Below are 25,501 nucleotides of genomic sequence, written 5' to 3' on the forward strand. Positions count from 1 at the left end.
TCCGAATTCGCGATTCGGCGACTCTAGACAGGAGTCGTCCAAATCGATTCTTATGACCGCGATTCGGGGGGGCTGGGGCTCGGACTCCGGACCGGATTTTCCAGGATTCGACGGGGGACACCGGCGATGGAGCGCAATGCTGCGCCCAGCGCGGACGCGCTGATTCATGCCTTGCGGCCGGAGGGCTTCGCCCGCTCGATCAACGCTTCGATCGAGACGCGGCTCGCCCCCTACGAGCCGCTGCTGCGGCGTCTCGTGCCGACCCTCATCGTCGCCTTCATCGTCGTCATGGGCGCTGGCGCGGTCCAGCAGATCCTCAACAACCGTACCGACATCCTCAACGCGCTGGAGGCCGATCTCGAGGTCGCCGCGGCAGCCGTCGAAATCGACCTCGCCCATCGCAGCGCCGCGGCCGGCGCCGCCCAGGCCGCCGCCGTTCAGGCCGCCCTCGACATCACCGCCGCGCGCATCGGCGTGCAGGCCGGCCGCGCCATGCTCGCGACCGACGCCGACGGCCTCGTCGTCGCGGCGACCCCGCCGTCCCTGCGCCAGCGCTGGCTCGGCCGCCCGGCGGGCGATGCCTTCCGCTCCGCCCTGCCGATGGCCGGGGCCGGCAGCCACGGCACGCTCACCGACGGCAGCGGCGCCATCATCGTGGCGCGCGCCCTGCCGACTGCCCCCGGCCGGCTCTATGTCGTCCAGACCACGGATGCCGCCCTGGCACAGTGGGGCCGCTCGTCCCTCTTGCTCGGCACGCTCTTCGCGACGACCGGCCTGCTGCTGCTGGTCATCGGCTTCGCCTTCCACGTCCAGACGGTGCGCGCCGCCACCGCCGACATGATCAACCACAATGCCCGCGCCACCATCGACGCGGCGCTGGAGAGCGGCGGCTGCGGCCTGTGGGACTGGGAGATCGGCACCAGCCAGATGTACTGGTCGACCTCGATGTTCGAGATCCTCGGCATCCGCGACCGCGAGGGCCTGGTCACCTTCGACGAACTCCTCCCCCTCCTCCACCCCGAGGACGGCTATCTCGGCGGCATCGCCGAACTCACCGATCTCGATCCGCGCAATGCCGTCGACTTCCAGTTCCGAATGCGCCATGCCGATGGCCGCTGGATCTGGCTGAGGGCGCGCGGCCGCGGCCTCATGCTTGCCGGCGTCAGCCATCCGCGCTTCGTCGGCATCGTTGTCGACATCACCGAGCAGCTCGACATCGCCGCCCGCAACGCCGCCGCCGACCACCGCATCCGCGAGGCGATCGAGACCATCTCCGAGGCCTTCGTGGTCTGCGACGACGAGGACCGCATCGTCGTGTGCAATTCCAAGTTCCGCGAGCTGAACGGCCTCAGCGAGGACGAGGCGCGGCCCGGCGCGCGCTACCACGAGATCCTCGCCGCGGCCGGCGGCGGCGCCAAGATCAAGGAGGGGCGCATCCTCTCCGAGCGCGCGCCCGGCTCGCGCGACATCGAGATGGAGCTCGCCGATGGCCGCTGGCTGCAGATCTCGGAGCGGCGCACCCATTGCGGCGGCTTCGTCTCGGTCGGCACCGACATCACCGCGCTGAAGCGCCACGAGACCCAGCTGACCGCCAGCGAGCAGCGCCTGCGCGCCAGCGTCGCCCAGCTGCAGAAGAGCCAGTACGTGCTGGAGATGCAGACCCAGCAGCTCGCCGAGCTGGCGGAGAAATATTCCGACCAGAAGACCCAGGCCGAAGAGGCCAGCCGCGCCAAGTCGGAATTCCTCGCCAATATGAGCCACGAGCTGCGCACGCCGCTCAACGCCATCATCGGCTTCTCGGAAGTGCTGAAGGAGGGCCATTTCGGGCCGCTCGGCGCGCCGAAATACGGCGAATACGCCAAGGACATCCACGCCAGCGGCCACTACCTCCTGTCGCTCATCGACGACATCCTCGACATGGCGCGGATCGAGGCCGGGCGGATGCGGCTTGAGACGGTCGAGACGCGGCTCGACGAGACGCTGGAGGAGACCATGCGCGTCGTCTCCAAGATGGCGGCCGACAAGGAGATCCTCATCGAGGCGGAGGTGCCGACCGGCATGGACCTCGTCGCCGACCGCCGCGCGGTGAAGCAGATCACCCTGAACCTCCTCTCCAACGCCGTGAAGTTCACCCCGCGCGGCGGCATGATCTCGGTGCGGGCGCGGCGGGCGCGCGGCTACATCACCCTGGCCATCGAGGACACCGGCATCGGCATTCCGCGCCATGCCATCGCCAAGCTCGGCAAGCCCTTCGAGCAGGTGCAGAGCCAGTTCTCGCGCAACCACCAGGGCTCGGGCCTTGGCCTCGCCATCGCCAAGTCGCTGGCGGAGATGCATGGCGGCTCGCTGCGCATCCGCTCGACTGTCGGCCAGGGCACGACGGTGGTGGTGCGGCTGCCGGTGGATGGGCCGGTGTCGGTCGAGGCGTGAGGTCTATCCGCTGCAGGCAGGACAGTGCGTCCTTCGAGGCTCGCTGACGCTCGCACCTCAGGATGAGGAACGGGGTGCCCGGCAGCGAGCGCGGCACTGATCCGTCGCAAGCCCCCATCCCGCGCACAACCGTCCTCATCCTGAGGTGCGAGGGCCTTGGCCCGAGCCTCGAAGGACGCACTTTGGCAATGCCCAGCTGGGTCGCGGACACCCTGTCCGTCATGCCCGGCCTTGTGCCGGGCATCCACGAATTCTCATCGGACAGTGGTCAAGTCGTGGATGCCCGCCACAGGGGCGGGCATGACGCGAGGAGGGTGACTCGACCGCAATCACACAGATCTGCGGGGCGCGCACCCACCTCTCCCCGGTGGGGAGAGGTCGGCCGAAGGCCGGGAGAGGGGGCAGTTTGAGGGCATGAAGACTCCCCCTCACCCCCTCGCTGACGCTCGTCGACCTCTCCCCGCCGGGGAGAGGTGAAGCACGCCCTCAAATCTCCCCGACGATCGCCTCGAAAGCCTTGCGGACCTGCTTCTGCACCTCGGCCAGATGGGCATCGAGGGTGGCGAAGTCCGGCAGTTCGCCCGCCCGCGCCAGCAGCCGCTTCAGCCCCGGCGAGGCCTTGTTCTTGTCGAAGCCCTCGACGAGGCAGAGCCGGAGGATCTGCGTCAGGCGCTGGTAGAGCCGGCAGGCATTGCGGAGCACGTCACCCTCGGCCGGTTTCACCAGGCCTGCCGCCGTGGCGCGGTCGAGCACCCGCATCGTGTTGGGATCGAGGATCTCGGGATGGCGCGCGCCGTGGACGAGCTGCAGCGCCTGCGCCACGAACTCGATGTCGATCAGCCCGCCGCGCACATATTTCAGGTCCCAGCGGTCGTCCTCGCCCTTGTCCTCGGCAATGGCGCGGCGCATGTCGACGATGTCGGCGAGGGTCGCCTTGGCCGGCCGCTTGGCCGTGAGCACCTTGCGGATGGTCTCCGTCACCTCCGGCTCGAAGCCCGGCGATGCCGCGATGACGCGGGCGCGGGTCAGCGCCATGTGCTCCCAGGTCCAGGCTTCCTTCGCCTGGTAGGCACGGAAGCCCGCCAGATGGGTGGCGACAGGGCCGGAGCGGCCTGACGGACGCAGCCGCAGGTCGACGTCGTAGAGCACGCCCTCGGAGGTCGGCGCCGACAGCGCGCTGACGAGGCGCTGGGTGAGACGGGAGAAATAGTGGCTCCCCGATAGCGGCCGCGGCCCGTCGGACGCCGTCTCGTTGGGGTCGTGGTCATAGAGGAGGATGAGGTCGAGGTCGGAGCCCGCCGTCATCTCCCGGCCACCGAGCTTGCCCATAGCGACGACCGCGGTCCGCATCCCCGGCACCGTGCCGTGGGCGCTCGCGATCCAGCCGGTGACGGCGTCGTAAAGCGCCTTGATGAGCTGTTCGGCGAGCCGTGCGAAGGCCTGGCCGGCGGCTTCCGCCGAGACGGTGCCGGCGAGCACGCGGACGCTGGTCAGGAACAGCTGCTCCTGGCCGAAGATGCGGGCGCGGTCGAGCACGTCCTCGGCATCGGCGGCATCGCCGAGCGTGGCGGCGAGGCGCGCGGCCAGCGCCGCATCGGAGGGCAGTTCGCCGAAGAAGGCTGGCTCCAGCAGCGCGTCGAGCACATGGGCGCGGCGGCCCAGCAGGTCGGCGAGGCGAGGCGCCGAGCCGAGGATCTGCGAGATGAGCTCCAGCAGGCCCGGATGGGTCCGCAGGATCGCCAGCAGTTCGATCGGCTGGGAATGGCGGCTGAGCAGCCGGTCGAAGGCGCGCAGGCCGAGATCGGCATCGCCCGAGCGCGAGAGGGCATCGATCAGGGCGGGGGCGAGTTCGGCCACGCGCTCGCGGGCCTCGCGGGCGCGCAGGCCGCCCGACTTGGCGTTCTGCCAGCCCAGCACGGTGGCAATGGCGGCGGGCGGATCGGTGAAGCCGAGGTCCTTGAGGCTGGCAAGCGTCGTCGCCTTGGGCGGCTCGGAGGCAAGGTCCAGCGTTCCCTTCACCTCGGCGAGCGGCGGCAGGGTCTCGAAGAGCTTGGCATAGGCCGCCTCGACCGGGCGGAGTTCGGCGGTCAGCGCCTCGGCGAAGGCGGCGTGGTCGCGATAGCCGAGGAACTGGGCGATGCGGGTGACGCCCTCGGTGCTCTCAGGCAGCGAATGGGTCTGCTCGTCCGCGACCATCTGCAGGCGATGTTCGACGCGCCGCAGATAGCGATAGGCCTGTTCGAGGGCGAGGCGCGTCTCCGGCGCCACCCAGCCCGCCTCGCGCAGGCGCTCCAGCCCGGTGATTGTGTCGCGCACGCGCAGGCTCGCGTTGCGGCCTCCCGCGATGAGCTGCTGGGTCTGGACGAAGAACTCGATCTCGCGGATGCCGCCGCGGCCGAGCTTGATGTTGTGCCCCTCGACCGCAACCGCGTCATGGCCGCGGAAGGCGTGGATCTGTCGCTTCATGGCATGGACGTCGGCCACCGCCGTGTAGTCGAGATATTTGCGCCAGATGAAGGGCTGCATCTCCTGCAGGAAGGCCTCGCCGGCCGCGATGTCGCCGGCGCAGGGCCGCGCCTTGATGAAGGCGGAGCGTTCCCAGGTCTGGCCGATCGTCTCGTAATAATGCAGCGCCGCGGGCACCGAGATGGCGACCGCCGTCGCGCCGGGATCGGGTCTCAGGCGCAGGTCGGTGCGGAAGACATAGCCGTCGGCGGTGCGCTCCTGGAGGATCTTCACCAGACGCTGGGTCAGGCGCACATAGGCGGGCTGGGCGTCCTTGCCCGGCGCCATCGGCGCCTTGTCGGGGTCGAAGAAGACGATGAGGTCGATATCGCTGGAATAGTTGAGCTCGAAGGCGCCGTGCTTGCCCATGGCGAGCACGATGTAGCCGGAGGCGGCCTCGGGGCGCTTCAGATCTGGCGGGGCAAGGGTCCCTGCTTCGGCGAAGTCGCTCATGAGATGCACCACGGCCTCGGCGACGGCGAGGTCGGCGGTCTCGGTGAGCGCCCGCGTCACCGTCTCCAGCGGCCAGACATCGCCGATGTCGGCCAAGGCCACCAGCAGCGCCACCTCCGAGCGGAAGCGGCGCAGCGCCCGTCCCACCCCCTCGTCGCTGCGCGCCTTGCGGCAGGCGGCGACCGCCTCGGCCTTCAGCCGGGCGAAGCAGGCATCCGGGTCCTCGGCCAGCAGCGCCAGCAGATGGGCGGGGTGGTGGGTGGCGATCCCCGCCAGGAAGGGTGAGTGGACGAGGATACCCGCGACCAGGGCGCGGACCTTCGGCGCCTTCAGGAGGCTGGCCAAGCCCTCACGCACGGCCGCGTCCTCAACGCCGTCGAGGAAGGCGGCGATGCGCTTCGCAGCGCTCTCGCCCTTCGGCAGGACGGGCGCCGCCTTCAGCCGCGCGGCAAGGCCGGGCGGCGTCGAATCATCAGGTCTTAATCGCGGCACGCGGGTCATCGGCCGACCTTGGCAGACGCAGCGTGACCTTCAAACCCGGCTGATTGTCACCGAGGGCGATGGAGCCGCCATGGAGGCGCGCCACCGCCGCCGCCAGCGACAGTCCGAGGCCCGATCCGGGGCGCGAACGGCTGGTCTCCAGCCGCACGAAACGGTCGAGCACCCGGCCGCGATCGGCATCGGCGATGCCGGGGCCGCGGTCGGCGACGGTAAGCACGGCCTCCGTCCCCTCCGCCGCGACGGTGACCGTGACCTCGCCCGCCTGGCCCTCGACGCGGCCATATTTCACGGCGTTGTCGACGAGATTGGCGATGACCTGGCTGAGCAGTTCGCGGCTGCCGGTGACCGGCATGGGCCCGGCGGCGACTGTAAGCGTGACGCCCGCCTCATCGGCGACGGGCTCGTAGAGTTCGCCGACGCCGCGGGCGATCTCGCCGAGGTCCACCGGCCCCATGCCCTCGCGCTGGTTGCCGGCTTCGGCGCGGGCGATCATCAGCAGGGCGTTGAAGGTGCGGATGAGCCCGTCGGATTCCTCGATGATGCCGGTGAGAGCCGTGCGATAAGCCTCGTCGGAGGCCTCGCCGCGCAGGGCCTCCTCCGCCTTGTTGCGCAGGCGGGTCAGCGGCGTCTTGAGGTCGTGGGCGATGTTGTCGGAGACCTCTTTCATGCCGGCCATCAGCGCCTCGATGCGGCCGAGCATGTCATTGACCGAGCCGGCAAGGCGGTCGAGCTCGTCCCGCGAGCCGCCGGTCGGCAGGCGCCCGGTGAGGTCGCCATCCATGATGCGGCGGGACATGTCGGTCATGGCGTCGACGCGCTTCAGGACACGCCGCGTGACGAAATAGGCGCCGAGCAGGCCAAGCACCAGCGCGACGAGCAGCGACATGCGAAAGCCGCGGCCAAAGATGTCGCGCATCCGGTCGCGGTCCTCGAGGTCGCGGCCGACGAGAAGGCGGAAATTGCCGGGAAGTCCGAAGACCTGGGCGATGGCGCGGTGCGGCCGGTCGGTGGCGCTCTCGCCGGCGCGGCGATAGTCGGTCTCGATCCAGCCCGGACGGCCGAGGGTGCCCGATGGCAGGTCGCCGATATTCCCGGCAATGGGCACGCCGGAGAAGGTGGCGACGAGATAGAGCGAGGCGCCGGGCCGGTTGCCGCGCTCCTCCACCACGTCGACGAGCCGGCGGATGCCGCCGATGGCATATTGCTCGGCAAGGCCCCTCACCTCGGCGGTAATCGTCTCGGTGAGCTGGTCGGTGAGCTGGCGCTGGGTGGCAAAGCCCAGCCAGCCGATGACGAAGCCGGCGAAGAGGACGAAGATGAAAAGATAGGCCGCGATGATCTTGAAGGCGGTCGTCGACAGCAGCGACCGCATGCCGGACAGGCGCCGCCGGATGGGTCCGGCGGGCCGCGGAGGGGCCGCCGCCGTCACGGGCGCACCGTATATCCGGCGCCGCGGATGGTGTGGATCAGCGGCCGCTCGAAGCCCTTGTCGATCTTGGACCTCAGCCGCGAGACATGGACGTCGATGACGTTGGTCTGCGGATCGAAGTGATAGTCCCACACGTGCTCCAGCAGCATGGTGCGGGTCACCACCTGCCCGGCATTCTTCATCAGGTATTCGAGCAGGCGGAACTCGCGCGGCTGGAGGATGATGTCCTCGCCGCCGCGGCTGACGCGATGCGACAGGCGGTCGAGCTCGAGATCGGCGACGCGATAGACGGTCTCCGGCGCGCCGGCGGAGGAGCGGCGGCGGGCGAGCACCTCGACGCGGGCGAGCAGCTCGGAGAAGGAATAGGGCTTCGGCAGGTAGTCGTCGCCGCCGGCGCGCAGGCCCTTCACGCGGTCATCGACCTGGCCGAGCGCGGAGAGGATGAGCACGGGCGTCTCGCGGCCCGCGGCGCGCAGCTCGCCGATGACGGAGAGGCCGTCCTTCTTCGGCAGCATGCGATCGACGATGAGCACGTCGTAGGGGCCGTCCAGCGCCATGGCGAGGCCATCCTCGCCATCGGCGGCGTGGTCGGCCACATGCCCGGCCTCGCGGAAGGCTTTGGTGAGATAGGACGCGGCTTCGCGGTCGTCCTCGATGATCAGGATGCGCATGGTCGGCATGTTACACGGCCCCTCGGGCGCTTTGCGAGACGGCGATGCGGCTCACGGCCACGCAAAAACGGGGCGGCCGGCATGGTGACCGACCGCCCCGCGCGAGAGGATCCCGGCAGCGGGGGGCGACTGGGGTTGCCACCGGGATCCCTCGTGAGTGGCGGCCGGCGCCGAAAAGGTTCGACGCCGGCGGGAGAAAATCGTCAGCCCGGATCAAGCGGGATGGCGACGAAGCGCTGGCCCTCGCCAGAGCGCAGGCGGATCAGCGCGGAGCGGCGTCCGTCGGCGCGGGCGGCGCCGAGGGCCTCCCGCACGTCGCGGAGCGAGGACACCGAGCGGCCCGCGACGTCGAGGATGACGTCGCCCGGACGGATGCCGCGCTGGGCGGCGGGACCGCTGGGATCGACCTCCGTCACGACCAGGCCCTGGCCGCGCCCGGCCGGCTCGACCGAGAGGCCGAGGCGCGGGCCGGTCGGATTGGCCTCGGGGGCGGCATCCGAGCGGCGATCGCGGCGGCCGTCCTGGAGGGCGGCCATCTGGCCCTCGCCCGGCAGGCGGCCGAGGGTGAGGCCGACATTGCGCTCGGCGCCGTCACGGATGACGCCGAGGCGCACCGTGGTGCCGGGACGGGCCGCGCCGATGCGGCGGGTGAGTTCCCGGGCGTCCTTCACCGGCTGGCCGTCGACCGAGACGATGACGTCGGAGGGCTTCAGGTCGCTGGCGGCGGCCGGGCTGCCCGGCTGGATGCCGGCGACGAGCGCACCTTCCGGCTTGGTCAGCCGCAGGCTCTCGGCGATCTCGGGCGTGAGGCCCTGAATCTGCACGCCGATCCAGCCGCGCTGGACCGAACCGCCGTCGCGCAGCGCCGCGACGACGTTCTGCGTCGTCTCGGAGGGAATGGCGAAGGCGATGCCGACATTGCCGCCCGAGGGCGAGAAGATCGCGGTGTTCACGCCGATCACCTCGCCATTGACGTTGAAGGTCGGGCCGCCGGAATTGCCGCGGTTCACCGCCGCGTCGATCTGGATGAAATCGTCATAGGGACCGGAGCCGATGTCGCGGCCGCGGGCCGAGACGATGCCGGCGGTCACCGTGCCGCCGAGGCCGAAGGGATTGCCGACGGCCAGCACCCAGTCGCCGATGCGCGGGGCATTGCGGGCGAAGGCGACGAAGGGGAAGTCACGGCCCTCGGCCTTGAGCAGGGCGAGGTCGGTACGCTCGTCGGTGCCGACGACGCGAGCCTTCACGGTGCGGCCGTCATCGAGGACCACGTCGGCCTCGGTCGCGCCGCGGACCACATGGTTGTTGGTGACGATGAAGCCATCGGCCGAGATGAAGAAGCCGGAGCCCTGCGACATGGCGCGCGGGCCGCCGCGCTGCGGGCCCTGGCCGCCGCGGGGGCCGCCGAAGCGCGGGTCGTTGCGGAACTGCTCGCCGAAGCGGCGCATGAAGCGCTCCATGTCGCCGTTCTCGTCCTCGCCCATGCCCGGCAGCTCGCGATAGTTCATCGCCTGCGGGGCGGCCTGGGTGACGCGGACGGAGACGACGGCGGGCTTCACCCGCTCGACGACATCGGCGAAGGACATGGGCGCGGTCTGGACGCCCTGGGCGGTGGCGCTCGCGACGAAGGGCGCGCGGGCGGGCTGCCAGGCGACGATGCCGGCGCCGACGGCGGCGATGGCGACGGTGCCGAGCAGGGCGGCACGGATGCGGGCGCCGGGGGTCTTGGTGGGGGATGTCATGCGACAGTCTCCGTGGGGGGAAGCCGGGACACGGGATTGCGTCCGTGTATGGCAGCACCATGGAGCAGGGCAGATTACGCGACCCTGTCGGGCGCATTACATCTTCGTAAGGTGGGGTGGGGGTGGGCGGAAGGGCACCGCCGTCGTTCGGCCGCTAAACTCCGCAGGCCGGCAGGTCAGGCTCCTCGAGCGCGCCGTTTCCTTGCCGTCATCCCCGGCCGAGCGCAGCGAGGGGAAGGGGATCCAGGGGCCGCAGGGCTGAAGGCCGAAGTCGTGACAAGAGGCCCACTAGGTCTCGCGTTCGGCTCCTGGACCCCCTTCCCTCGGCCTCAAAGCATCGAGCGAACGCAAGATGCGTTCGCATCTCGCTTTGGGCCTCGCCGGGGGTGACGGAGGTGCAACGGAAAGGCCTGCCGCGAAAGACAGGACCTCAACCCTCAGCCTTCAACGCCGCGGCGAGCCGCGCCTTTTCCTCATCGGAGAGCGGCGTGACGCCCGCGGCCGGCGCCACCCGGCGTCGACGCGCGGCGAGCAGCAGATAGAGCCCGCCGCCGGCGAGGAAGATCAGCGGCGCGCCCCAGAGCACCAGCGTGTGCCAGGCGAAGCGCGGGCGGAGCAGCACGAACTCGCCGTAGCGGGCGACGAGGAAGTCCATCACCTGGGCATCGCTGTCGCCGGCCTTCAGCCGCTCGCGGACGAGGACGCGCAGGTCGCGGGCGAGCTGGGCGTCGCTGTCGTCGATCGACTGGTTCTGGCAGACGAGGCAGCGCAGGTCCTGGCTGAGATTGCGGGCGCGCTGCTCCAGCGCCGGATCGGCGAGCCGCTCGCTCGGCAGCACGGCATGGGCCGGCGCGGTGGCGGCCAGCGCCAGCACCAGCGCGGCAAGGGGCGCGAAGCGCCGCATCGGCCTCACTCCGCCGCCTGCACGGCCGCCGCACGGCGGGCCGAGGGTTTGGGCGCACCGACGCGCAGGCGCCGGTCGGAGAGTGACAGCATGCCGCCGAGCATCATCACCAGCGTGCCGATCCAGATGAGCAGCACCATCGGCTTGTAGAAGAAGCGCATGGCGATGGAGCCATCGGCGGTGGCGTCGCCCGGCGAGACATAGAGCTGGGAGACGCCGCGGGTCTTCAGCGCGGCCTCGGTCGTCGGCATGTTGCGGGCGGTGTAGAGGCGCTTCGCCGGTTCCATCGTGCCGACCGGAACGCCGCCCTCGCGCACCTGCAGGCGGGCGACCAGGTCGCGGTAGTTCGGGCCTTGGATCGGCACGAGGGCCTGGAGCGTCAGGTCGTAGCCGGCGACCTGGACGCTGTCGCCCGGCCGCATCTGCACGATGGTCTCCTGCTTGTAGGCGGTCTCGCCGACGATCCCGAGCAGCATGACGCCGACGCCGGCATGGGCCACCGCCGTGCCCCAGGCGGCGCGCGGCAGGCCGCGGGCGCGGGCAAAGCTGACGGACGCGGGAGCGCGGAAGAGCTGGATGCGCTCGGCGATGTCCACCATGGCGCCGACGACGATGAAGGCGGCGAGGCCGACGAAGAGCGGCGCGAGCACCGGCCCGCCGGTGGTCACGGCATAGGTCACAACGATGGCGGCGATGCCGACGACGAGGGCGAGCGTCAGGCGCTGCGCCACCGCGAGCAGGTCACCGCGCTTCCAGGCGAGCAGCGGCCCGAAGGTCATGGCGATGACCAGCGGCACCATGAGCGGCCCGAAGGTCCAGTTGAAGAAGGGCGGGCCGACCGAGATCTTGGCCCCGGTCAGCGTCTCCAGCGCCAGCGGATAGAGCGTGCCGACGAGGACCGCCGCGCAGGAGGCGGTGAGGAAGAGGTTGTTGAAGACCAGCGCACCCTCGCGCGAGACGGGGGCGAAGAGCCCGCCCTGCTTGAGGAGCGGCGCGCGCCAGGCATAGAGCGCCAGCGAGCCGCCGATGAAGGCGACGAGGATGGCGAGGATGAAGACGCCGCGCTCGGGATCCACCGCGAAGGCGTGGACCGAGGTCAGTACGCCGGAGCGGACGAGGAACGTGCCGAGCAGCGAGAGCGAGAAGGTGAGGATGGCGAGCAGCACCGTCCAGACCTTCAGCGCCTCGCGCTTTTCCATGACGATGGCGGAGTGGAGCAGCGCCGTGCCGGCGAGCCAGGGCATGAGCGAGGCATTCTCGACCGGGTCCCAGAACCACCAGCCGCCCCAGCCGAGCTCGTAATAGGCCCAGTAGGAGCCCATGGAGATGCCGGCGGTGAGGAAGATCCAGGCGACCAGCGTCCAGGGCCTGACCCAGCGGGCCCAGGCGGCGTCGATCTTGCCGTCGATCAGCGCAGCGACGGCGAAGGCGAAGGACATCGAGAAGCCGACATAGCCGAGATAGAGCAGCGGCGGATGGATCGCGAGGCCGACATCCTGCAGGAGCGGGTTGAGGTCACGGCCCTCGAAGGGGGCGGGCGCGAGCCGGGCGAAGGGGTTGGAGGTCTTCAGGATGAAGACGAGGAAGGCGACCGTCACCCAGCCCTGCACGGCCAGCACATTGGCCTTCAGCGACAGCGGCAGGTTGCGGCCGAACAGCGCGACGAGGGCGGAGAACAGGGTGAGGATGACCACCCAGAGGAGCATCGAGCCCTCGTGGTTCCCCCAGACGCCGGAGATCTTGTAGATCAGCGGCTTGGTCGAATGGCTGTTGAGATAGACGTTCTCGACCGAGAAATCCGAGACGAGATAGGCGTGGGTCAGGACGGCGAAGGACAGCGTCACGAAGGCGAACTGGCCGAGCGCCACGGAGGGGGCGGTGGCCATGAGCGTCGCGTCACCCTTGCGGCTCCCCCAGATGGGGACGATCGACTGGATCAGCGCCAGGGCAAGGGCCAGGACGAGGGCATAGTGACCGATCTCGGGGGACATCAGCGCTGCCTCGCAGGGGCGTTGGGGTTGGGCGCGGGGTCGCCCGGCTTCCAGTGGCCCTGCCGCTTCAGGCTGTCGGCCACTTCCTTCGGCATGTAGTTCTCGTCGTGCCGCGCCAGCACGCTGTCGGCGCGGAAGGACCGGTCGGGCCCGAGCACGCCCTCGGTCACGACGCCCTGCCCCTCGCGGAACAGGTCGGGGAGGATGCCGCGATAGGTGACGGGGATGGTGGTGCGCCCATCGGTCACGGCGAAGGCCACCTCCATGTTCTCGCCGCGGCGGACCGAGCCGCCCTCGACGAGGCCGCCGAGCCGCATGCGCGTGCCGGGCTGGAGGTTCTTCTCCACCACGTCGGTGGGCGACTGGAACAGGGTGATGGAGCCCGACAGCGAATAGAGCACGAGGCCGGCGGCGAGGCCGAGCACGCCAAGGGCGAGGCTGATCAGGACCAGCCGGCGTTGCTTGCGCGTCATGCCGCGGGAGGCGGGCGCGGGCGTGCCGATCGTCGTCATGATCCACCGATCCCCAGTTCGTTCACCAGACTGTCGAGGCGGGCGATCTTCTCAGGTTCCGCGGCGAAGAGACGCCGGGCGCTGGCCGCGGCCTCGCGGGCCTTGTCGCCCTCTCCGAGAACCACATAGGAGCGAACCAGCCGCAGCCAAGAGTCGAAATCCGAGCCATCGGCGGCGAGGCGCTGGGCGAGGCCGTCGACCATGGCGCGAATCTGCGCGGCACCGGGCGTCGCGGCAGGCGCCGGGGCGGCGACAGCTGCCGGGGGCGTGCCGCCGAGGCGGGCGATCTCCGAGCGCAGCAGTCCGAGCCAGGGCGCATCGGCCGGCGCCTCGCCGATCATCCGCGTCCACTGGGCCTTGGCCTCCTCGGGCTTGCCATCCTGTTCGGCGGCGAGGCCAAGGAAATAGCCAGCCTTGGGATGGCCGGGCCCGAGGGCGAGCGCCCGCTCGAAGCCGGCCTTGGCCTCGGCGCTGACGACGCCGCCGGCGGCGATGGTCTGCGCCTCCGCCAGATCGGCCTGCCGGTCGGCGGTCACGCCGAGCAGGCGCATGGCATTGGAATAGGCACGCACCGCATCGGGGAGGCGACCCATGCGCAGATAGACGGGGGCGACCACCTCCCAGCCGCGGCCATCCTCGGGATTGGCGGCGAGATGGGCCTCGATGCGGCCGATGAGGGTGGCGAGATCACCCTGCTGCGGGGCGGCGCGCTGGCGCTCGGCGAGCGGCTGGGCGGGATAGCCGGGCTGGCCGCGCAGGCCATAGGTCAGCGCCGCGACGGCGGGGACGACGATGATGGCGGCGACGGCGGCGATCCGGCGGCGGCGCGACGTGCCCTCGCCGGACGTGCCCGCGGCGCCGGCCCGTTCAGCGGCGGCGATGAGACGGCGGGAGACCTCGATGCGGGCCGCTTCCGCCTCGGCCGGACCGATCAGGCCGGCGGCGGCATCGCGGTCGACCTCGGCGAGCTGATCCTTGTAGACGGCGACATCACGGGCATCGGCGCCGCCCGCGGTGCGTCGCGACAGGGGAATGAGAACGGCGAAGACCGCGGCGCAGGTCATGGCCGCGATCGCGAGCCAGATGCCGATAGAACCGTCCATGGACTGCGACGACGTCCCGTGTATGGGGTTCAGCGGGGGGCCAAACCGTGACGCCACCCTACTTGGAATGATCCCAATTAGACCAGCACCCCATCCGGCCACAACGTCCGGGTTGTCGCGCTCAGCGGGATTTGATGTGGCGCAAGGGCGTGCGGACCCTCAGCGGGCGGCCTTGCCGGAGGCGATGGCAACGTCGGCGGCCTTCTGCAGCAGCTGGGCGTAGCTCTGGCCGAAAATGCGGGCCGAGAACCGCACGGCCGCCTCGATCTGGCTGATCTTCAGCTCGCGATCGGTGTCGGGGGCAGCGCGGATGCTGTCCATCAGCTGCGTCAGGGTCGGGTCGAGATAGCCCTGGATCTCCGAGAAGACGCGGGAGGTGATCTCGTTCAGCGCGATCTCGGAGGCATGGTTGCGGCAGCAGATCAGCAGGTCGAGGCGGGCCTCGATCTCCTGCACGGTCTCCTCGCTGAGCGGGGCCATCGCATGGTCCGACTTCTGGCGCGGGCGCAGGACGCGACGCACCTCGCCCGGCAGGTTCTCGATCTGCGCCGACAGAAGGCCGGACAGGTCGGCGCGCAGCTTGCCGAGCCGCTTCTGCCAGACGCCGTCCCCGACGAGGCTCATGTCCGTGCGCAGCGAGCGGATCGAATCGTGGAATTCCTTGATGCCGGCCTGGGCTCGTTCGCCATTGCCCTCCTTCAGCGCCCGCGAGATGCGCTGCGTCGCCCGCTCGATATCGGCGATCACCAGGTCCACCGCCGCCTTGTAGGGGGTCGCGGCGATCTTCACGGGGTCGTCGCTCTCGGCGACCAGCACGGCGAGCCTTGCGAGCTGCGCCCGCTGCACCAGCCGGTTCTGCAGCAGGGCGAGGCAGTAGGGCAGCGCCTGGGGCCGATGGGTGGCGATGGGCTCGAGCATGGCCCGGGCATTGGCAAGGCCTTCGTCGGCGAGGTTCTTGATGCCGTTCGGCGCCTTGGAGACCGACCCCGCGATGACCTGCTGCTCGGCGAGGATGGCGAGGATGTCGACGAGGTCCTCCTTCACCCGGTCATCGCCGAGGCGGACGGTGAGGCGCTTCCTCTCCTGCTCGCTGCTCGCGGCGAGGTCGAGGGCCGCCTTCGCGGCGGCGGCGAGCGTCGGCAGGGCCTGGGCGATGGCCGAGGCGACGGGCGCCTCGTCGCCACCATCCTCGGCAGCGCGCGCCACCCGCTCCAGCTCGGCCATGGCGTCCGGCTGCAGGTCGCGCTTGAAATAGGTCCAGATCGACGACAGCGAGCCACGCATGATGCGGCCGCGGCACTTGGTTTCCAGCCGCTCGTCGATGAGGAAGGGCTCGAGCGGCCGGAACAGGAAGCGCGGCGTGGCGTCGGGCCGCTCGGCGGGCGCGGCCGGTGCAGCGGGCTTGGCCGCGGGGGCTGCGGCGCCGAGGGCGGCGAGGATGAGATCGCCTCCGGGCACGTCATCGCCGCGGGCGCGGGCCCGGGCGATCTCGGCGGAGAGCAGCTGCTTGGCGGCCTCGGGAAGCGCAGACAGATAGTCCCGCAAGCGCTCCATCGCGGACGGAGCGGCTGGACTGTCGGCTATTGATTTGACCGCGGCGGCGTCAGTCATGGGCCTGCCACGTTAACGCCGGGGCGTTAAAAAGTGGTGGCGACCACGAGCCCGCCGGACACCCGGCGGACCCGCTGCGACGGCCTGCCGCGGGCCTCAGCCCACCGGCGTCCAGCTGCCGTCCGGATTGCGGCAGGCGGTGCCGACGGCGGTCTGCGGACGGCCGCCGATATAGATCGTGTGGGTATATTCGCGGCAGTAGGTGGCGCCGCGGTAATAGGTCCGGCCCGGCTCGACATAGCCATAGGCCTTTTCCGAGCGCCATTCGGAGCGGCGGCCCTCGACCCAGACGACCTGCTCGGCCTCGTAGGCGCGGCGGCGGTCCTGGGCGTCGAGGTCGCGGCCGATGGCATTGCCGATCAGGCCGCCGATGGCCGCACCGGCAAGGCCGGCGGCGAGCCGCTCACCGGGGCCACCGCCGAACTGCGAGCCGATGAGGGCGCCGGCCACGGCGCCGACGGCGGTGCCGCCCTGCTCGCGGGTCTCGCATCCGGCGACCGTGAGGCCGATCAGGACGGTGGCGGCGACGAGGCGAAGCTTCATGGAGAGTGTCCGTTGCTGCAAGGCGGCGGAGGCCGCCGGAAAACGCGCGACACTGTCCAGCGGATTTGGGCGAATTGGGGGCGTACCCTCACACCGCCGGCAGGCGGAGCACGGCCCTGAGGCCGCCGGTCGGCGCGGCATCGAGGGTGAGCCCGCCGCCATAGAGCCCGGCGAGCTCGGAGACGATGGACAGGCCGAGGCCGGAGCCGGGCTTGGTCTCATCGAGCCGCTTGCCGCGCCGGCCGACCGTGGCGCGCTGCTCGGCGGTGAGGCCCGGCCCGTCATCGTCGACGACGATGGTGAAGAAGGCGCGGTCGGCCGCGGTCGGGCTCTCCTCGCGGGCGGCGGTCACCACGACGCGGGAGGCGGCCCATTTGCAGGCATTGTCGACGAGGTTGCCGACCATTTCCTCGAGGTCGTTGCGTTCGCCGCGGAAGGTCACGTCGGCGGGGATCTCGGCATCCACCGCGAGGTCGCGATCCCGATGGATCTTCTGCATGGTGCGGGCGAGGCCCCCCACCACCTCCTCGACGGGGACGAGGGTGGTGGCGACGCGGGCGCGGGCGGCGGCGCGGGCGCGATCGAGATGGTGGTTCACCTGCTCGCGCATGATCTGCGCCTGCTCGACCACCTTGGCGGCAAGCGGATCGGCGCGGCCCGCCGCCTCGTTCTGGATGACCGAGAGCGGCGTCTTCAGCGCATGGGCGAGATTGCCGACATGGGTGCGGGAGCGCTCGACGATCTCGCGGTTGGTGTCGATCAGCGCGTTGACCTCGCGGGCGAGCGGCGCGATCTCGACGGGGAAGGCGCCGGCGAGGTGGTCCTGCTCGCCCTTGCGGATGGCGGTGAGGCCGCCGACCAGCGTCTGCAGCGGCTGCAGGCCGACGCGCACCTGCAGGAGGGCTGCGCCCGCCATGCCCACCGCCAGCAGCAGCAGGGTGCCGACCAGCGTCAGGGTGAATTCGCGCACCGCCACCGCGATGTCCTCGGCGGGACCGGCCACCAGCACGGTGAAATCGCCGTCCTCGCCGAGCTCGATGGTGCGTTCGACGGCGCGCAGGCGCACATTGTTCGGCCCGTCGAGATAGCCCTCGCGCGAGCGGGTCGGCCCGTCCGCCACCGCCTCGGGGCCGAGGGCCGGCAGGCGGCCGTCGAAGAGCGAGCGCGAGGCGCGCACCTCGTTGCGGCCGGCATCGGTGCGGATGATCTGCCAGTACCAGCCAGATTGCGGCAGCTCGAACAGCGGCTCGCCGAGATTGGCGCCGACGACGATCTGCGAATCATCCACCGCGCCGGCAAGGTCGGCGATGAGCAGCTTCACATAGACGCCGAGGCGGCGGTCGAAGCCGCGCTCGACGGAGGCGCGGTTGACGGTGGCGAGGACGAAGCCCGTCAGCGTCAGCAGGACGAGCGCGAAGGCGAGCGCCAGGAGGATGAGGCGCCGCGCCAGCGACGGCGCGCGGGGCGCTGTCGCCATGTCAGCCGCCCGCGGCGGCCGGCGGCGGCTGGAGGATGTAGCCGAGGCCGCGGACGGTCTGGATCACCTCGACGCCGAGCTTCTTGCGCAGGCGGCCGATGAAGACCTCGATCGTGTTGGAATCGCGGTCGAAATCCTGGTCGTAGATGTGCTCGACCAGCTCCGTGCGGGAGACCACCTTGCCCTGCTGGTGCATCAGGTAGGCGAGCAGCCGGTACTCGTGGGAGGTCAGCTTCACCGGGTTGCCGTCGACGGTGACGCGCCCCGCCCGGGCGTCGAGGCGGACCGGGCCGCAGGTGAATTCGTTGGTGGCCTGGCCGGCGGCGCGGCGCAGCAGGGCGCGCAGGCGGGCGAGGACCTCCTCCATGTGGAAGGGCTTCGGCACATAGTCGTCGGCGCCGGCATCGAAGCCCTGCACCTTGTCGGACCAGCGGTCGCGGGCTGTAAGGATGAGCACAGGCATGGTGCGGCCTGAACGGCGCCACTGCTCGAGCACGGAGATGCCGTCCATCTTCGGCAGGCCGATATCGAGGACGATGGCGTCATAGGGTTCGCTGTCGCCGAGATAATAGCCCTCCTCGCCGTCGAAGGCGCGGTCGACGACATAGCCGGCGTCGGTCAGGGCGGTGGTGATCTGGCGGTTGAGGTCGGGATCGTCCTCGACGACGAGCAGGCGCAAGGCTGAAGTCTCCTGAAAGGCTCGGGCGCGGCGTCAGCGGACCTGGACGATCTGGCCGCTCTTCGCATCGATGCGCACGCGGACGACCTTGCCATGGCGCGCCATCACTGTCAGCAGGTAGACCATTCCGGCATCGGCGCGGCAGAGGCGCGCCTGCAGCACCTCGCCGCGATGCTCGGGGCGCAGCGCCCGCTGGGCCTGGGCGAGCGGGATGGCCTGGCCGGAGGAGACCGCCACCCGGCGCTCGGCCGGCGTCAGGCACTGGTCGTCGGCGAGCGCCGGCGCCGCCCAGAGGGCGAGCGAGGCGACGGCGAGAGCAGTGCGGCGGACCAGCGTCATCGGGAAACGGACCGGGTCGAGGGTGAGCCCCGACCCTAGCCCGCCGGTCTGAACCCCCGATGAATGGGCGTTCATCCATTCTGCAATCAGGGCGCGAGTTTGCGCGTCGCAACGACGCGAAAGACGATCGACCCGACGAAGCCGAGGGCGGTGGCCGCCTGGAGCAGCGCCTCGGCCAGCGCGCCCTGGTCGATCAGTTCGGTGTGCACGCCGGCGATGGAGCCGACGAAGCAGCCCATGCCGACGAGGCTCGACCAGACGGTGCGGCTGGCGAGGATCGGCGCGAGGCGGAAACCGGTGAGGTCGGTATCGAGGTCGGACATGGCAATCTCCCTGTAGTGGATGGGTCAGAGCGGCAGCACCGCCTCCAGCGCCCGTCCCTCGCCGGCGACGGCGGAGAGCTGGGCGATGGAGAGGCGGATGGCGGTGAGGGCCGAGCCGAAATCGGCGAGTTCGGCGGCGCTGGCATAGAGAAAGGCCGGTTCGTTGGTCTCGACCGTGCGGCGCGCGGCGCCGGCCGCATCGCGGATGACGAGGCGATAGCGCTCGCTCGCCTCGCCAAGACCGATCTCCGCGAGGTCCCAGCCGTCGCCGCCGAGGCGGGTGCGGCGGATCCAGCTGATGGCGATGCCGCTGGCGGTGCGGCGCGCCCGCGGCTGGACCGGCGCGAAGGGCCTGAGCGCGGTCAGGTCGGCGGTGGCCGTCACCTCTGCCACGGCCGGATCGGCCGCGAGCAGCGTCGAGGACCCGACGCGGTAGCGGAACTCCCGCCCGACGAGGTCGAGGTCGGTGACGAGCGGCGTGAGCGGGCCCGACAGCAGAACGGCCTCCGCTCCCGCCGCGACGGCGCCGGCGAGATGCTCGGTGCCGCGCTGGCCGCGCAGCAGGCAGCCGAGCCGGACGGTGCGCTCGGCCACCAGCTCGGCATCGCGGAACTGCAGCACCTCCCAGCCCTCGCCGGGATGGTGGAGCGCCAGGGCATTGGCCCCTCCGAGCACCGCCGTCTCGGGCTGGCCGGACAGCGCGCCGGTGACGAGTTCGACGGTGACGGAGGCGCGGCGATTCCAGATCCACGGCCGGCCCGCGGGCAGCGCCGTACTGGTCCGGCCCATCAGCGAGGGCCGCGACAGGCTCGCCACGGCCTCGTCGCCGAGCCCGTCGCCGCCCCGCCAGATCGTATAGGGCCCGCGCCAGGGGTCGGCGGCGACCGCCATGTGCAGCAGCGGCGGATCGCCCGTTTCGGCGAGCGGCGGCAGGGCAAGGACGGCGACGGCGGGCGGGCCTTCCGCCTTGGCGATGGCATAGCTGCGGTCCAGAGGCGGCGGGCGCCGGGCGCGCACAGGCGCGGCATGGCCGATGGCCTCGGCGCGCCGCATCAGCCCGCCTTCCAGTGTCGAAAGCCGCATCGGCCGGGTCTCCCCGCCCGCGACGACGCCGATGACATCGCCCGGCTCCAGCGCGAGGCGCGAGGGCGGCAGGGCGAAGGCGGCGCGGTCCCGCGCCACCCAGAGCCGGTGGAGCAGCGCCTCGGCGCGCAGCGTCATGTCGCCGCCCTCCCCCGCCGCCGAGAGCGACAGGCCCGAGACGCGGCGACCGCCGCCGGCAAGGCGACGGCTGGTCACGGCGGAGGCGCGGTAGTCGGCCGCGGTCTCGGCGAAGGCGATGGAGAGCTCGGCCGGCAGGTCCTCGGTCTCGCTGCGGGTGAGCGAGACCGGCGGCGTATCGCCGTCCTCCACGAGGTCGGCGGTTGAGAGCACCGCCACCGGCGGCCTGGGCCGGCCGTCGAGCACGAGACCGGCGGCGGTGTCGCGGATCTCGACGCTGAAGGCGCGGGCAAGGCCCTCCACCGCATCACGCGCCGTCATGGGGCGGTCGATGGAGAAGCCGTCGAGCACGCCTTCCACCGGCGTCGCCTCGCTGACCGCGACGCCGTACTCGCCCAGCACTGCGGCGATGAGATCGCCGACGGGGGCTGCGCCAAGCCGGCCGGTGAGCCAATGGCCGGTCTCCCAGTTGGGACCATCGGCCCAGGCGTCGGTGGCGCGAGGGAAGGCCGGCCAGGGGCGGGCATCCCAGGCCCAGAGCGCGATGCGCGCCGGGTCGACCATCGGCCCGCCATAGAGCGGCGAGATGGGGATCGCCGCCTCCCCGGCATCGAAGGCGGGATCGAGCCGGCCGAGCACGGCTTCGAGCGCGCGGCGCTGGATCAGGTCATCGCGGTCGCCGTTGGAGAAGGGTGGCAGGCCGCTTTCGCTGGATTTCGGATCGGGGAAGACCGAGGGGCGGTTCGCGCCGCGGTCCACCGCCGGGAAACCCAGTTCGGTCAGCCAGATCGGCTTCGACTTCGGCACCCAGGCGGTCGCCGCCCCTTCCACCCCGCCGGTGCGCGGCCGGTGCTCGTTCGACCACCAGGAGAGCAGGTCCTTCTGGCGATGAACCCAGGGCTTGCCGAGACCGTCGGTGATGGGCGTGCGTGTGCCGGCGCTGCGGTCCGCATCGGAGGCGTAGTACCAGTCGAAGCCCTCGCCAGCGGCAAGGCCCGCCCCCAGCGCCTCGCGGTCGTAAGGAGAGCCCGGCGTGTCGTCGCGGCGGTCGTCGAGCGGGGCGTACCAGTCGATGCCGACCGCACCGATCGCCTCGCTCGCCCAAAGCGGATCGAGCGGGAAGTCGAGATCGGCGCCGCGGGCCTGTCCGCCATATTCGGTCCAGTCGGCGGCATAGGTCACGGTCGCATCTGGCAGCAGCACCTTCACCTCGGCCGCGAGATCGACAAGCCCGGCAACGAAGGGATGGCCGGTCGCGCCCCTCACCCGCGTCAGTCCGGGCATTTCCGAGCCGATGGCGAAGGCCTCGACGCCGCCGGCCGCCTTGGCGAGGGCAGCGAGATGGAGGACGAACCGGCGGTAGCGCCATTCGGCCGGGCCGGCATAGGCGACGGCCTCGCCGGTGACAGCGAAATGGCTCGCCGCGGCGGTGCCGAGGAAGGCCGCGATCTCGCTCGCCGAAGCCATGCTCCCGTCCGGCGAACCGGGCCGGCCCGGCGCAGGCGTCACGGTGATGCGGCCGCGCCAGGGATGGGGCGGCTGGGACGCCGCGCCGGTCCAGGGATCGGCCAGCGCGTTGCCAGGCGGGACATCCATCATGACGAAGGGGATCAGCGTCACCTTCAGCCCGCGCGCCTTCAGGTCGCGGATGGCGCGGATGACGGTGGCGTCGGAGGGCGAGCCGCCAAAGGCGGAGCGGCCGTCCACCTCGCTGACGAGGCGGGCCGTGGCCCGGCCCTCGCCCGCCACGCTCCAGTCCAAACCGGTCACCGCCTTGTCGCGGCGCTCCACGCAGGGGCGGATGGTGCAGGTGCCGGCGCGCAGGTCGTCGCCGAACCAGGCCACCACCAGCGAGACCGATCGAAGGTTCGGGCAGAGCGCCTGCGCGTCATTCATCGCGAGGGAAAAATCCGCACCATCGCGCGTCGTGTGGCGCGTCTCGGGTGCGGACCGGCCATAGCCGAAATCGCGGGCATGGATGCCCGGCTCGTAGCCGAATTCGGTGGCGCCGGGGATGACCACCAGCGAGCGCACCATGGTCTCCAGCCGGCCGACCGGCCGCACCACCTCGAAGGTGAGCTGCGGGATACGGCTGCCGAAGGCGTCGAGCGGCAATTGCTCGAAGACCACATAGGCGAGGCCGCGATAGGCCGGCGCTTGCCCTGCGCCCTCTTTGGCGACGATGAGCGGATCGGCCGGCTGGTCCTCGGTGCCGCGATGGAGGCGGATCGTCAGGCCCTTTTGGTCCAGCTCCTTGCCGTCCGCCCAGATGCGGCCGATGGCGGCGATGGGCCCCTCGCAGAGCCCCACGGCGAAATCGGCGGTGTAGCTGTAGGTCCGCTGGCGCGGCGCGCCCTTGCCGCCGCCGGAGGCGTGCTCGGTCAGCTTCGTCGCCCAGATGACCTGCCCGGCGACGCGCATCCGGCCATAGACGCGCGGGATCGGCGCACCTTCCGTGGAGGAGAGGACATCGAGATCCTTCAGCCGCGGGCCGTCTGGCGGACGGGCGCCGAACAGCGCGCGGTCGATGACGGCCCCCGCGAGGGCGCCGACCAGCCGGCCGGCCATGGCGCCGGCAGCGCCGAAGCTCTCGCCGATGGCGGCACCGGCGAAGGAGAGGACGAGCGCGGCCATCAGTCGGGCTCCGGGGCGAGATCGGGAAAGGCGAAGGCGAAGGCGATGCGGCGTTGCCACCAGGGGGCGAAGGCGACCTCGGCGACGGCCGCGCCGTCATGGGCGTGGATCAGCGTGGCCGGCCCGGAAAGGATGGCGCAGTGCTTGGCCGGCAGGTGCTCGCGCCAGCGGAAGAGCAGGACATCGCCGGGTTTGGCGCCGGCCAGCGGGATGGCCAGGAGGTGCCGGCCGGCGGCAAGCGCCAGGGTTTCGCGGCCCTGGGCCTCCGCCCAGTCGGGCGTGTAGGGCGGCGGGGGTTCCGGCTCGGGGCCGATCAGCTCGCGCCAGACGCCGCGGATGAGGCCGAGGCAGTCGCAGCCGATGCCGCGGAGCGAGGCCTGATGGCGATAGGGCGTGCCGATCCAGCCGCGCGCCGCGGCGACGATGGCGGTGCGTGTGGGCATGGGAGTGCCGGGAGTTTGAGGGGGAACGGGCGGCCGGGCGTGGTGGAGCGGCTTCAAAAGGGCGGGAAGAGCCCCCTCACCCTTCCCTCTCCCCGCCGGGGAGAGGGGCAACAGCGTCGCGGGCCGTTCGGTCACCGTTGTGCTTGGCACGACGATCTCGGACATGGCGCGACGTCGAAGTCCCCTCCCCTCGCCAGAGGGGAGGGTGAGGGTGGGGCATTGATCGAAGGACACCGCCCTGAAAGCCCCACCCCGGCCCTCCCCTCTCGCGAGGGGAGGGAGAAGAGCCCCCTCACCCTTCCCTCTCCCCGCCGGGGAGAGGGGGACTTCGACGTCGCGTCATAGTCGGTGGCCTGCGTGCCAAGCACGACGAAAGCCAGAGGGCCACGACGCTGTTGCCCCCTCTCCCCGGCGGGGAGAGGGAAGGGAGAGGGGGCCGGACCGCTCCGCCTACCCCACCACCGACCCGTCATGGCCGCCCTCGCCCGGCACCGGCACGGAGAGGATCCGGTCGATGCCGGGCATGTGCGGGAAGCCGCGGAAGTTCAGCGCATTGGCGAAGCGGTCGCGGCAGGTCGCAAAGCTCTTGTCGCAGCCGATGGTCACCGTGACGGCATCGCCGGGGGCCGGCTGCTCCGGCGGCGACTGCCAGAGCGACAGGCGCACGCCCCCGCTCACGACACTCGCCGCGGCGATCTCGACGCTCCAGCCGGCCGCCGCGCCGGAGGTCACCGCGAGCCGGCCTCCGGCGAGGCGGTCGATATCGAGGGTGAGCCCCGACAAGACGAGGCTTGCCTCACCCGTCGCCACCACCACCGCCTCCCCTCGCCTGTCCGGTCCGGTGAGATCCACCCCACAGCGCGCATCGCCGAGATCGGCCGAACAGCGCGGCGTGTAGAGCCGGCCGCGCTCCACATCGAGGGCGCTGGCGCGGGAGCGGAGTTCGGCGCGGAAGGCCTTGCCCTCGCGGGTGACCGAGCCGAGCGTCAGCGTCGACAGATGGACCGTGAGATCCGGGCGCTCCCAATCCACGCAATGAACCTCGACCGTGGCGCCGTAATAGCGCCCGGCGCGCAGGTCCGCCTCCGCGATGGCGTCATCGACCAATGCGCCGGCAACCTCCGCCGCCGAGGGGGCGAAGCCGAGCTTCTCGGCCGCGGCGGAAGCATCGAAGCCGCTCGCCGCGTGGCAGGTGACGCCGTCCACCACGAGATCCGCGTCATGGTCGGTGAAGCCGAGCACGACGCCATCCGTGCGGCGGAGGATCCACGCGGTGGCGAGGGTGGTGCAGCCGGTCTCGAGCCGGGCCTGCAGGCCGGGGGGCAGGGTGCGCATGGGTCAGGGCCTGATCTCGACGAGGGGGATCGAGGGGATGTCGCCGGCGGCGAAGGAGGTGAGGTTGACGTCGAGCCGGTCGGTGTCGAAGCGCACCGGCACGTCGAAGAGGAAGCCGGCGGTGATCGCCGTGCCCGGCGGCGGCGCGGTGTCGAAGGTGACGAGGCCGGTCGTCGCGTCGCAGGCGAAGGCGGTGGTCTCGACGCCCGCCACCGCCACCCGCACCGAGCCGGCCACGGGCTTCACGACAGGCCTGACATAGGCGCTCTCGCCCGTGCCATAGGATTTCACCAGCGCGAAGACGCGCCTCTCGCCGTCGCCCGTGCCGATCGGCTGATCGGTGGGCGACGGCGCCGCGCCGGCAGGAGCGGAGGCGTGATCGAGCCGGTCGCGGAAGCGGAAGCCGTGGAGGCGGCCGCGGCGCTCCTCGAAGAAGGCGACGACGGCCTGGAGCGCGGCGAGGCTGCGCACGCCGTAGCCGGCATCCCAGCGGCGGCGGGAATGGGCCCAGCGGGCATTGCGCTCCTCGCGGCCGGAGCCGAGCAGGACGATGTCGGTGCGCCGCTCCGGCCCGCCCGTGGCGCCGAGCGCCACGTCGAGCGGGAAGGTCACCTCGTGGAAGGCGGGCATGGGCTCCTCGCTTGATCTCGCACAA

At 71.3% G+C, this 25,501-nt stretch carries 19 protein-coding genes; 1 reads left to right on the forward strand and 18 read right to left on the reverse strand.

Features of this window, described 5'->3' with window-relative positions; all coding sequences use genetic code 11:
* Positions 1-126 precede the first annotated feature (126 nt).
* Entirely contained in the window at positions 127-2,430 is a 2,304-nt protein-coding gene (locus C8P69_RS04015; RefSeq protein ID WP_108174597.1) for an ATP-binding protein, read from the forward strand.
* A gap of 486 nt (positions 2,431-2,916) precedes the next feature.
* On the opposite strand, the gene C8P69_RS04025 is transcribed toward C8P69_RS04015, so the two are convergent.
* The 18 genes from C8P69_RS04025 to C8P69_RS04110 form a co-directional block, all read right to left on the reverse strand.
* On the reverse strand, positions 2,917-5,889 hold the full coding sequence (locus C8P69_RS04025; RefSeq protein WP_108174599.1) for a bifunctional [glutamine synthetase] adenylyltransferase/[glutamine synthetase]-adenylyl-L-tyrosine phosphorylase: 2,973 nt from the start codon (positions 5,887-5,889) through the stop codon (positions 2,917-2,919).
* Positions 5,861-7,261 (reverse strand): sensor histidine kinase, encoded by a 1,401-nt coding sequence (locus tag C8P69_RS04030; RefSeq protein WP_108175484.1) that lies wholly within the window; start codon positions 7,259-7,261, stop codon positions 5,861-5,863. The genes C8P69_RS04025 and C8P69_RS04030 overlap by 29 nt, the downstream gene beginning before the upstream one ends.
* A 53-nt stretch (positions 7,262-7,314) precedes the next feature.
* The gene (locus C8P69_RS04035; RefSeq protein WP_108175486.1) at positions 7,315-7,989 is read right to left on the reverse strand and encodes a winged helix-turn-helix domain-containing protein; all 675 of its coding nucleotides are present in this window, start codon (positions 7,987-7,989) and stop codon (positions 7,315-7,317) included.
* A gap of 203 nt (positions 7,990-8,192) precedes the next feature.
* Positions 8,193-9,731 carry a Do family serine endopeptidase gene (locus C8P69_RS04040; RefSeq protein ID WP_108174600.1) on the reverse strand — a complete coding sequence of 513 codons (1,539 nt, stop codon included), beginning with the start codon at positions 9,729-9,731 and terminating at the stop codon, positions 8,193-8,195.
* A gap of 430 nt (positions 9,732-10,161) precedes the next feature.
* Entirely contained in the window at positions 10,162-10,635 is a 474-nt protein-coding gene (locus C8P69_RS04045) for a cytochrome c-type biogenesis protein (protein ID WP_108174601.1), read from the reverse strand.
* A 5-nt stretch (positions 10,636-10,640) separates the two neighbouring features.
* Complete coding sequence (locus tag C8P69_RS04050; protein ID WP_108174602.1) at positions 10,641-12,626, reverse strand: heme lyase CcmF/NrfE family subunit; 1,986 nt, start codon at positions 12,624-12,626, stop codon at positions 10,641-10,643.
* Complete coding sequence (gene ccmE / locus C8P69_RS04055) at positions 12,626-13,099, reverse strand: cytochrome c maturation protein CcmE (RefSeq protein WP_108175488.1); 474 nt, start codon at positions 13,097-13,099, stop codon at positions 12,626-12,628. The genes C8P69_RS04050 and ccmE overlap by 1 nt, the downstream gene beginning before the upstream one ends.
* A gap of 35 nt (positions 13,100-13,134) precedes the next feature.
* Positions 13,135-14,229: a c-type cytochrome biogenesis protein CcmI gene (gene ccmI / locus C8P69_RS04060; protein WP_108175490.1), complete on the reverse strand. Its 1,095-nt coding sequence runs from the start codon at positions 14,227-14,229 to the stop codon at positions 13,135-13,137.
* Positions 14,230-14,400: 171 nt separating this feature from the next.
* Entirely contained in the window at positions 14,401-15,786 is a 1,386-nt protein-coding gene (locus tag C8P69_RS04065) for a hypothetical protein (RefSeq protein WP_170118114.1), read from the reverse strand.
* Positions 15,787-15,948: 162 nt separating this feature from the next.
* The gene (locus C8P69_RS04070; protein WP_108174604.1) at positions 15,949-16,395 is read right to left on the reverse strand and encodes a glycine zipper 2TM domain-containing protein; all 447 of its coding nucleotides are present in this window, start codon (positions 16,393-16,395) and stop codon (positions 15,949-15,951) included.
* An 88-nt stretch (positions 16,396-16,483) separates the two neighbouring features.
* A complete protein-coding gene (locus C8P69_RS04075) occupies positions 16,484-17,872 on the reverse strand; it encodes a sensor histidine kinase (RefSeq protein ID WP_108174605.1) in 1,389 nt (462 codons plus the stop codon).
* Position 17,873: 1 nt separating this feature from the next.
* Positions 17,874-18,551: a response regulator transcription factor gene (locus tag C8P69_RS04080; RefSeq protein ID WP_108174606.1), complete on the reverse strand. Its 678-nt coding sequence runs from the start codon at positions 18,549-18,551 to the stop codon at positions 17,874-17,876.
* A 33-nt stretch (positions 18,552-18,584) separates the two neighbouring features.
* The gene (locus tag C8P69_RS04085) at positions 18,585-18,965 is read right to left on the reverse strand and encodes a PepSY domain-containing protein (protein ID WP_146167282.1); all 381 of its coding nucleotides are present in this window, start codon (positions 18,963-18,965) and stop codon (positions 18,585-18,587) included.
* Between the two features lie 11 nt (positions 18,966-18,976).
* Positions 18,977-19,213 carry a hypothetical protein gene (locus tag C8P69_RS04090; protein ID WP_108174608.1) on the reverse strand — a complete coding sequence of 79 codons (237 nt, stop codon included), beginning with the start codon at positions 19,211-19,213 and terminating at the stop codon, positions 18,977-18,979.
* A 24-nt stretch (positions 19,214-19,237) separates the two neighbouring features.
* On the reverse strand, positions 19,238-23,068 hold the full coding sequence (locus C8P69_RS04095) for a baseplate multidomain protein megatron (protein ID WP_108174609.1): 3,831 nt from the start codon (positions 23,066-23,068) through the stop codon (positions 19,238-19,240).
* Positions 23,068-23,511 carry an NlpC/P60 family protein gene (locus tag C8P69_RS04100; RefSeq protein WP_108174610.1) on the reverse strand — a complete coding sequence of 148 codons (444 nt, stop codon included), beginning with the start codon at positions 23,509-23,511 and terminating at the stop codon, positions 23,068-23,070. Before C8P69_RS04100 ends, C8P69_RS04095 begins: the two co-directional genes overlap by 1 nt.
* A gap of 450 nt (positions 23,512-23,961) precedes the next feature.
* Entirely contained in the window at positions 23,962-24,846 is an 885-nt protein-coding gene (locus tag C8P69_RS04105) for a DUF2163 domain-containing protein (protein ID WP_108174611.1), read from the reverse strand.
* Between the two features lie 3 nt (positions 24,847-24,849).
* Positions 24,850-25,476, reverse strand: a complete 627-nt coding sequence (locus tag C8P69_RS04110) for a DUF2460 domain-containing protein (RefSeq protein WP_108174612.1) — start codon at positions 25,474-25,476, stop codon at positions 24,850-24,852.
* Positions 25,477-25,501 lie beyond the last annotated feature (25 nt).

The sequence above is a fragment of the Phreatobacter oligotrophus genome, from assembly GCF_003046185.1.
Classification (GTDB): Bacteria; Pseudomonadota; Alphaproteobacteria; order Rhizobiales; family Phreatobacteraceae; genus Phreatobacter; species Phreatobacter oligotrophus.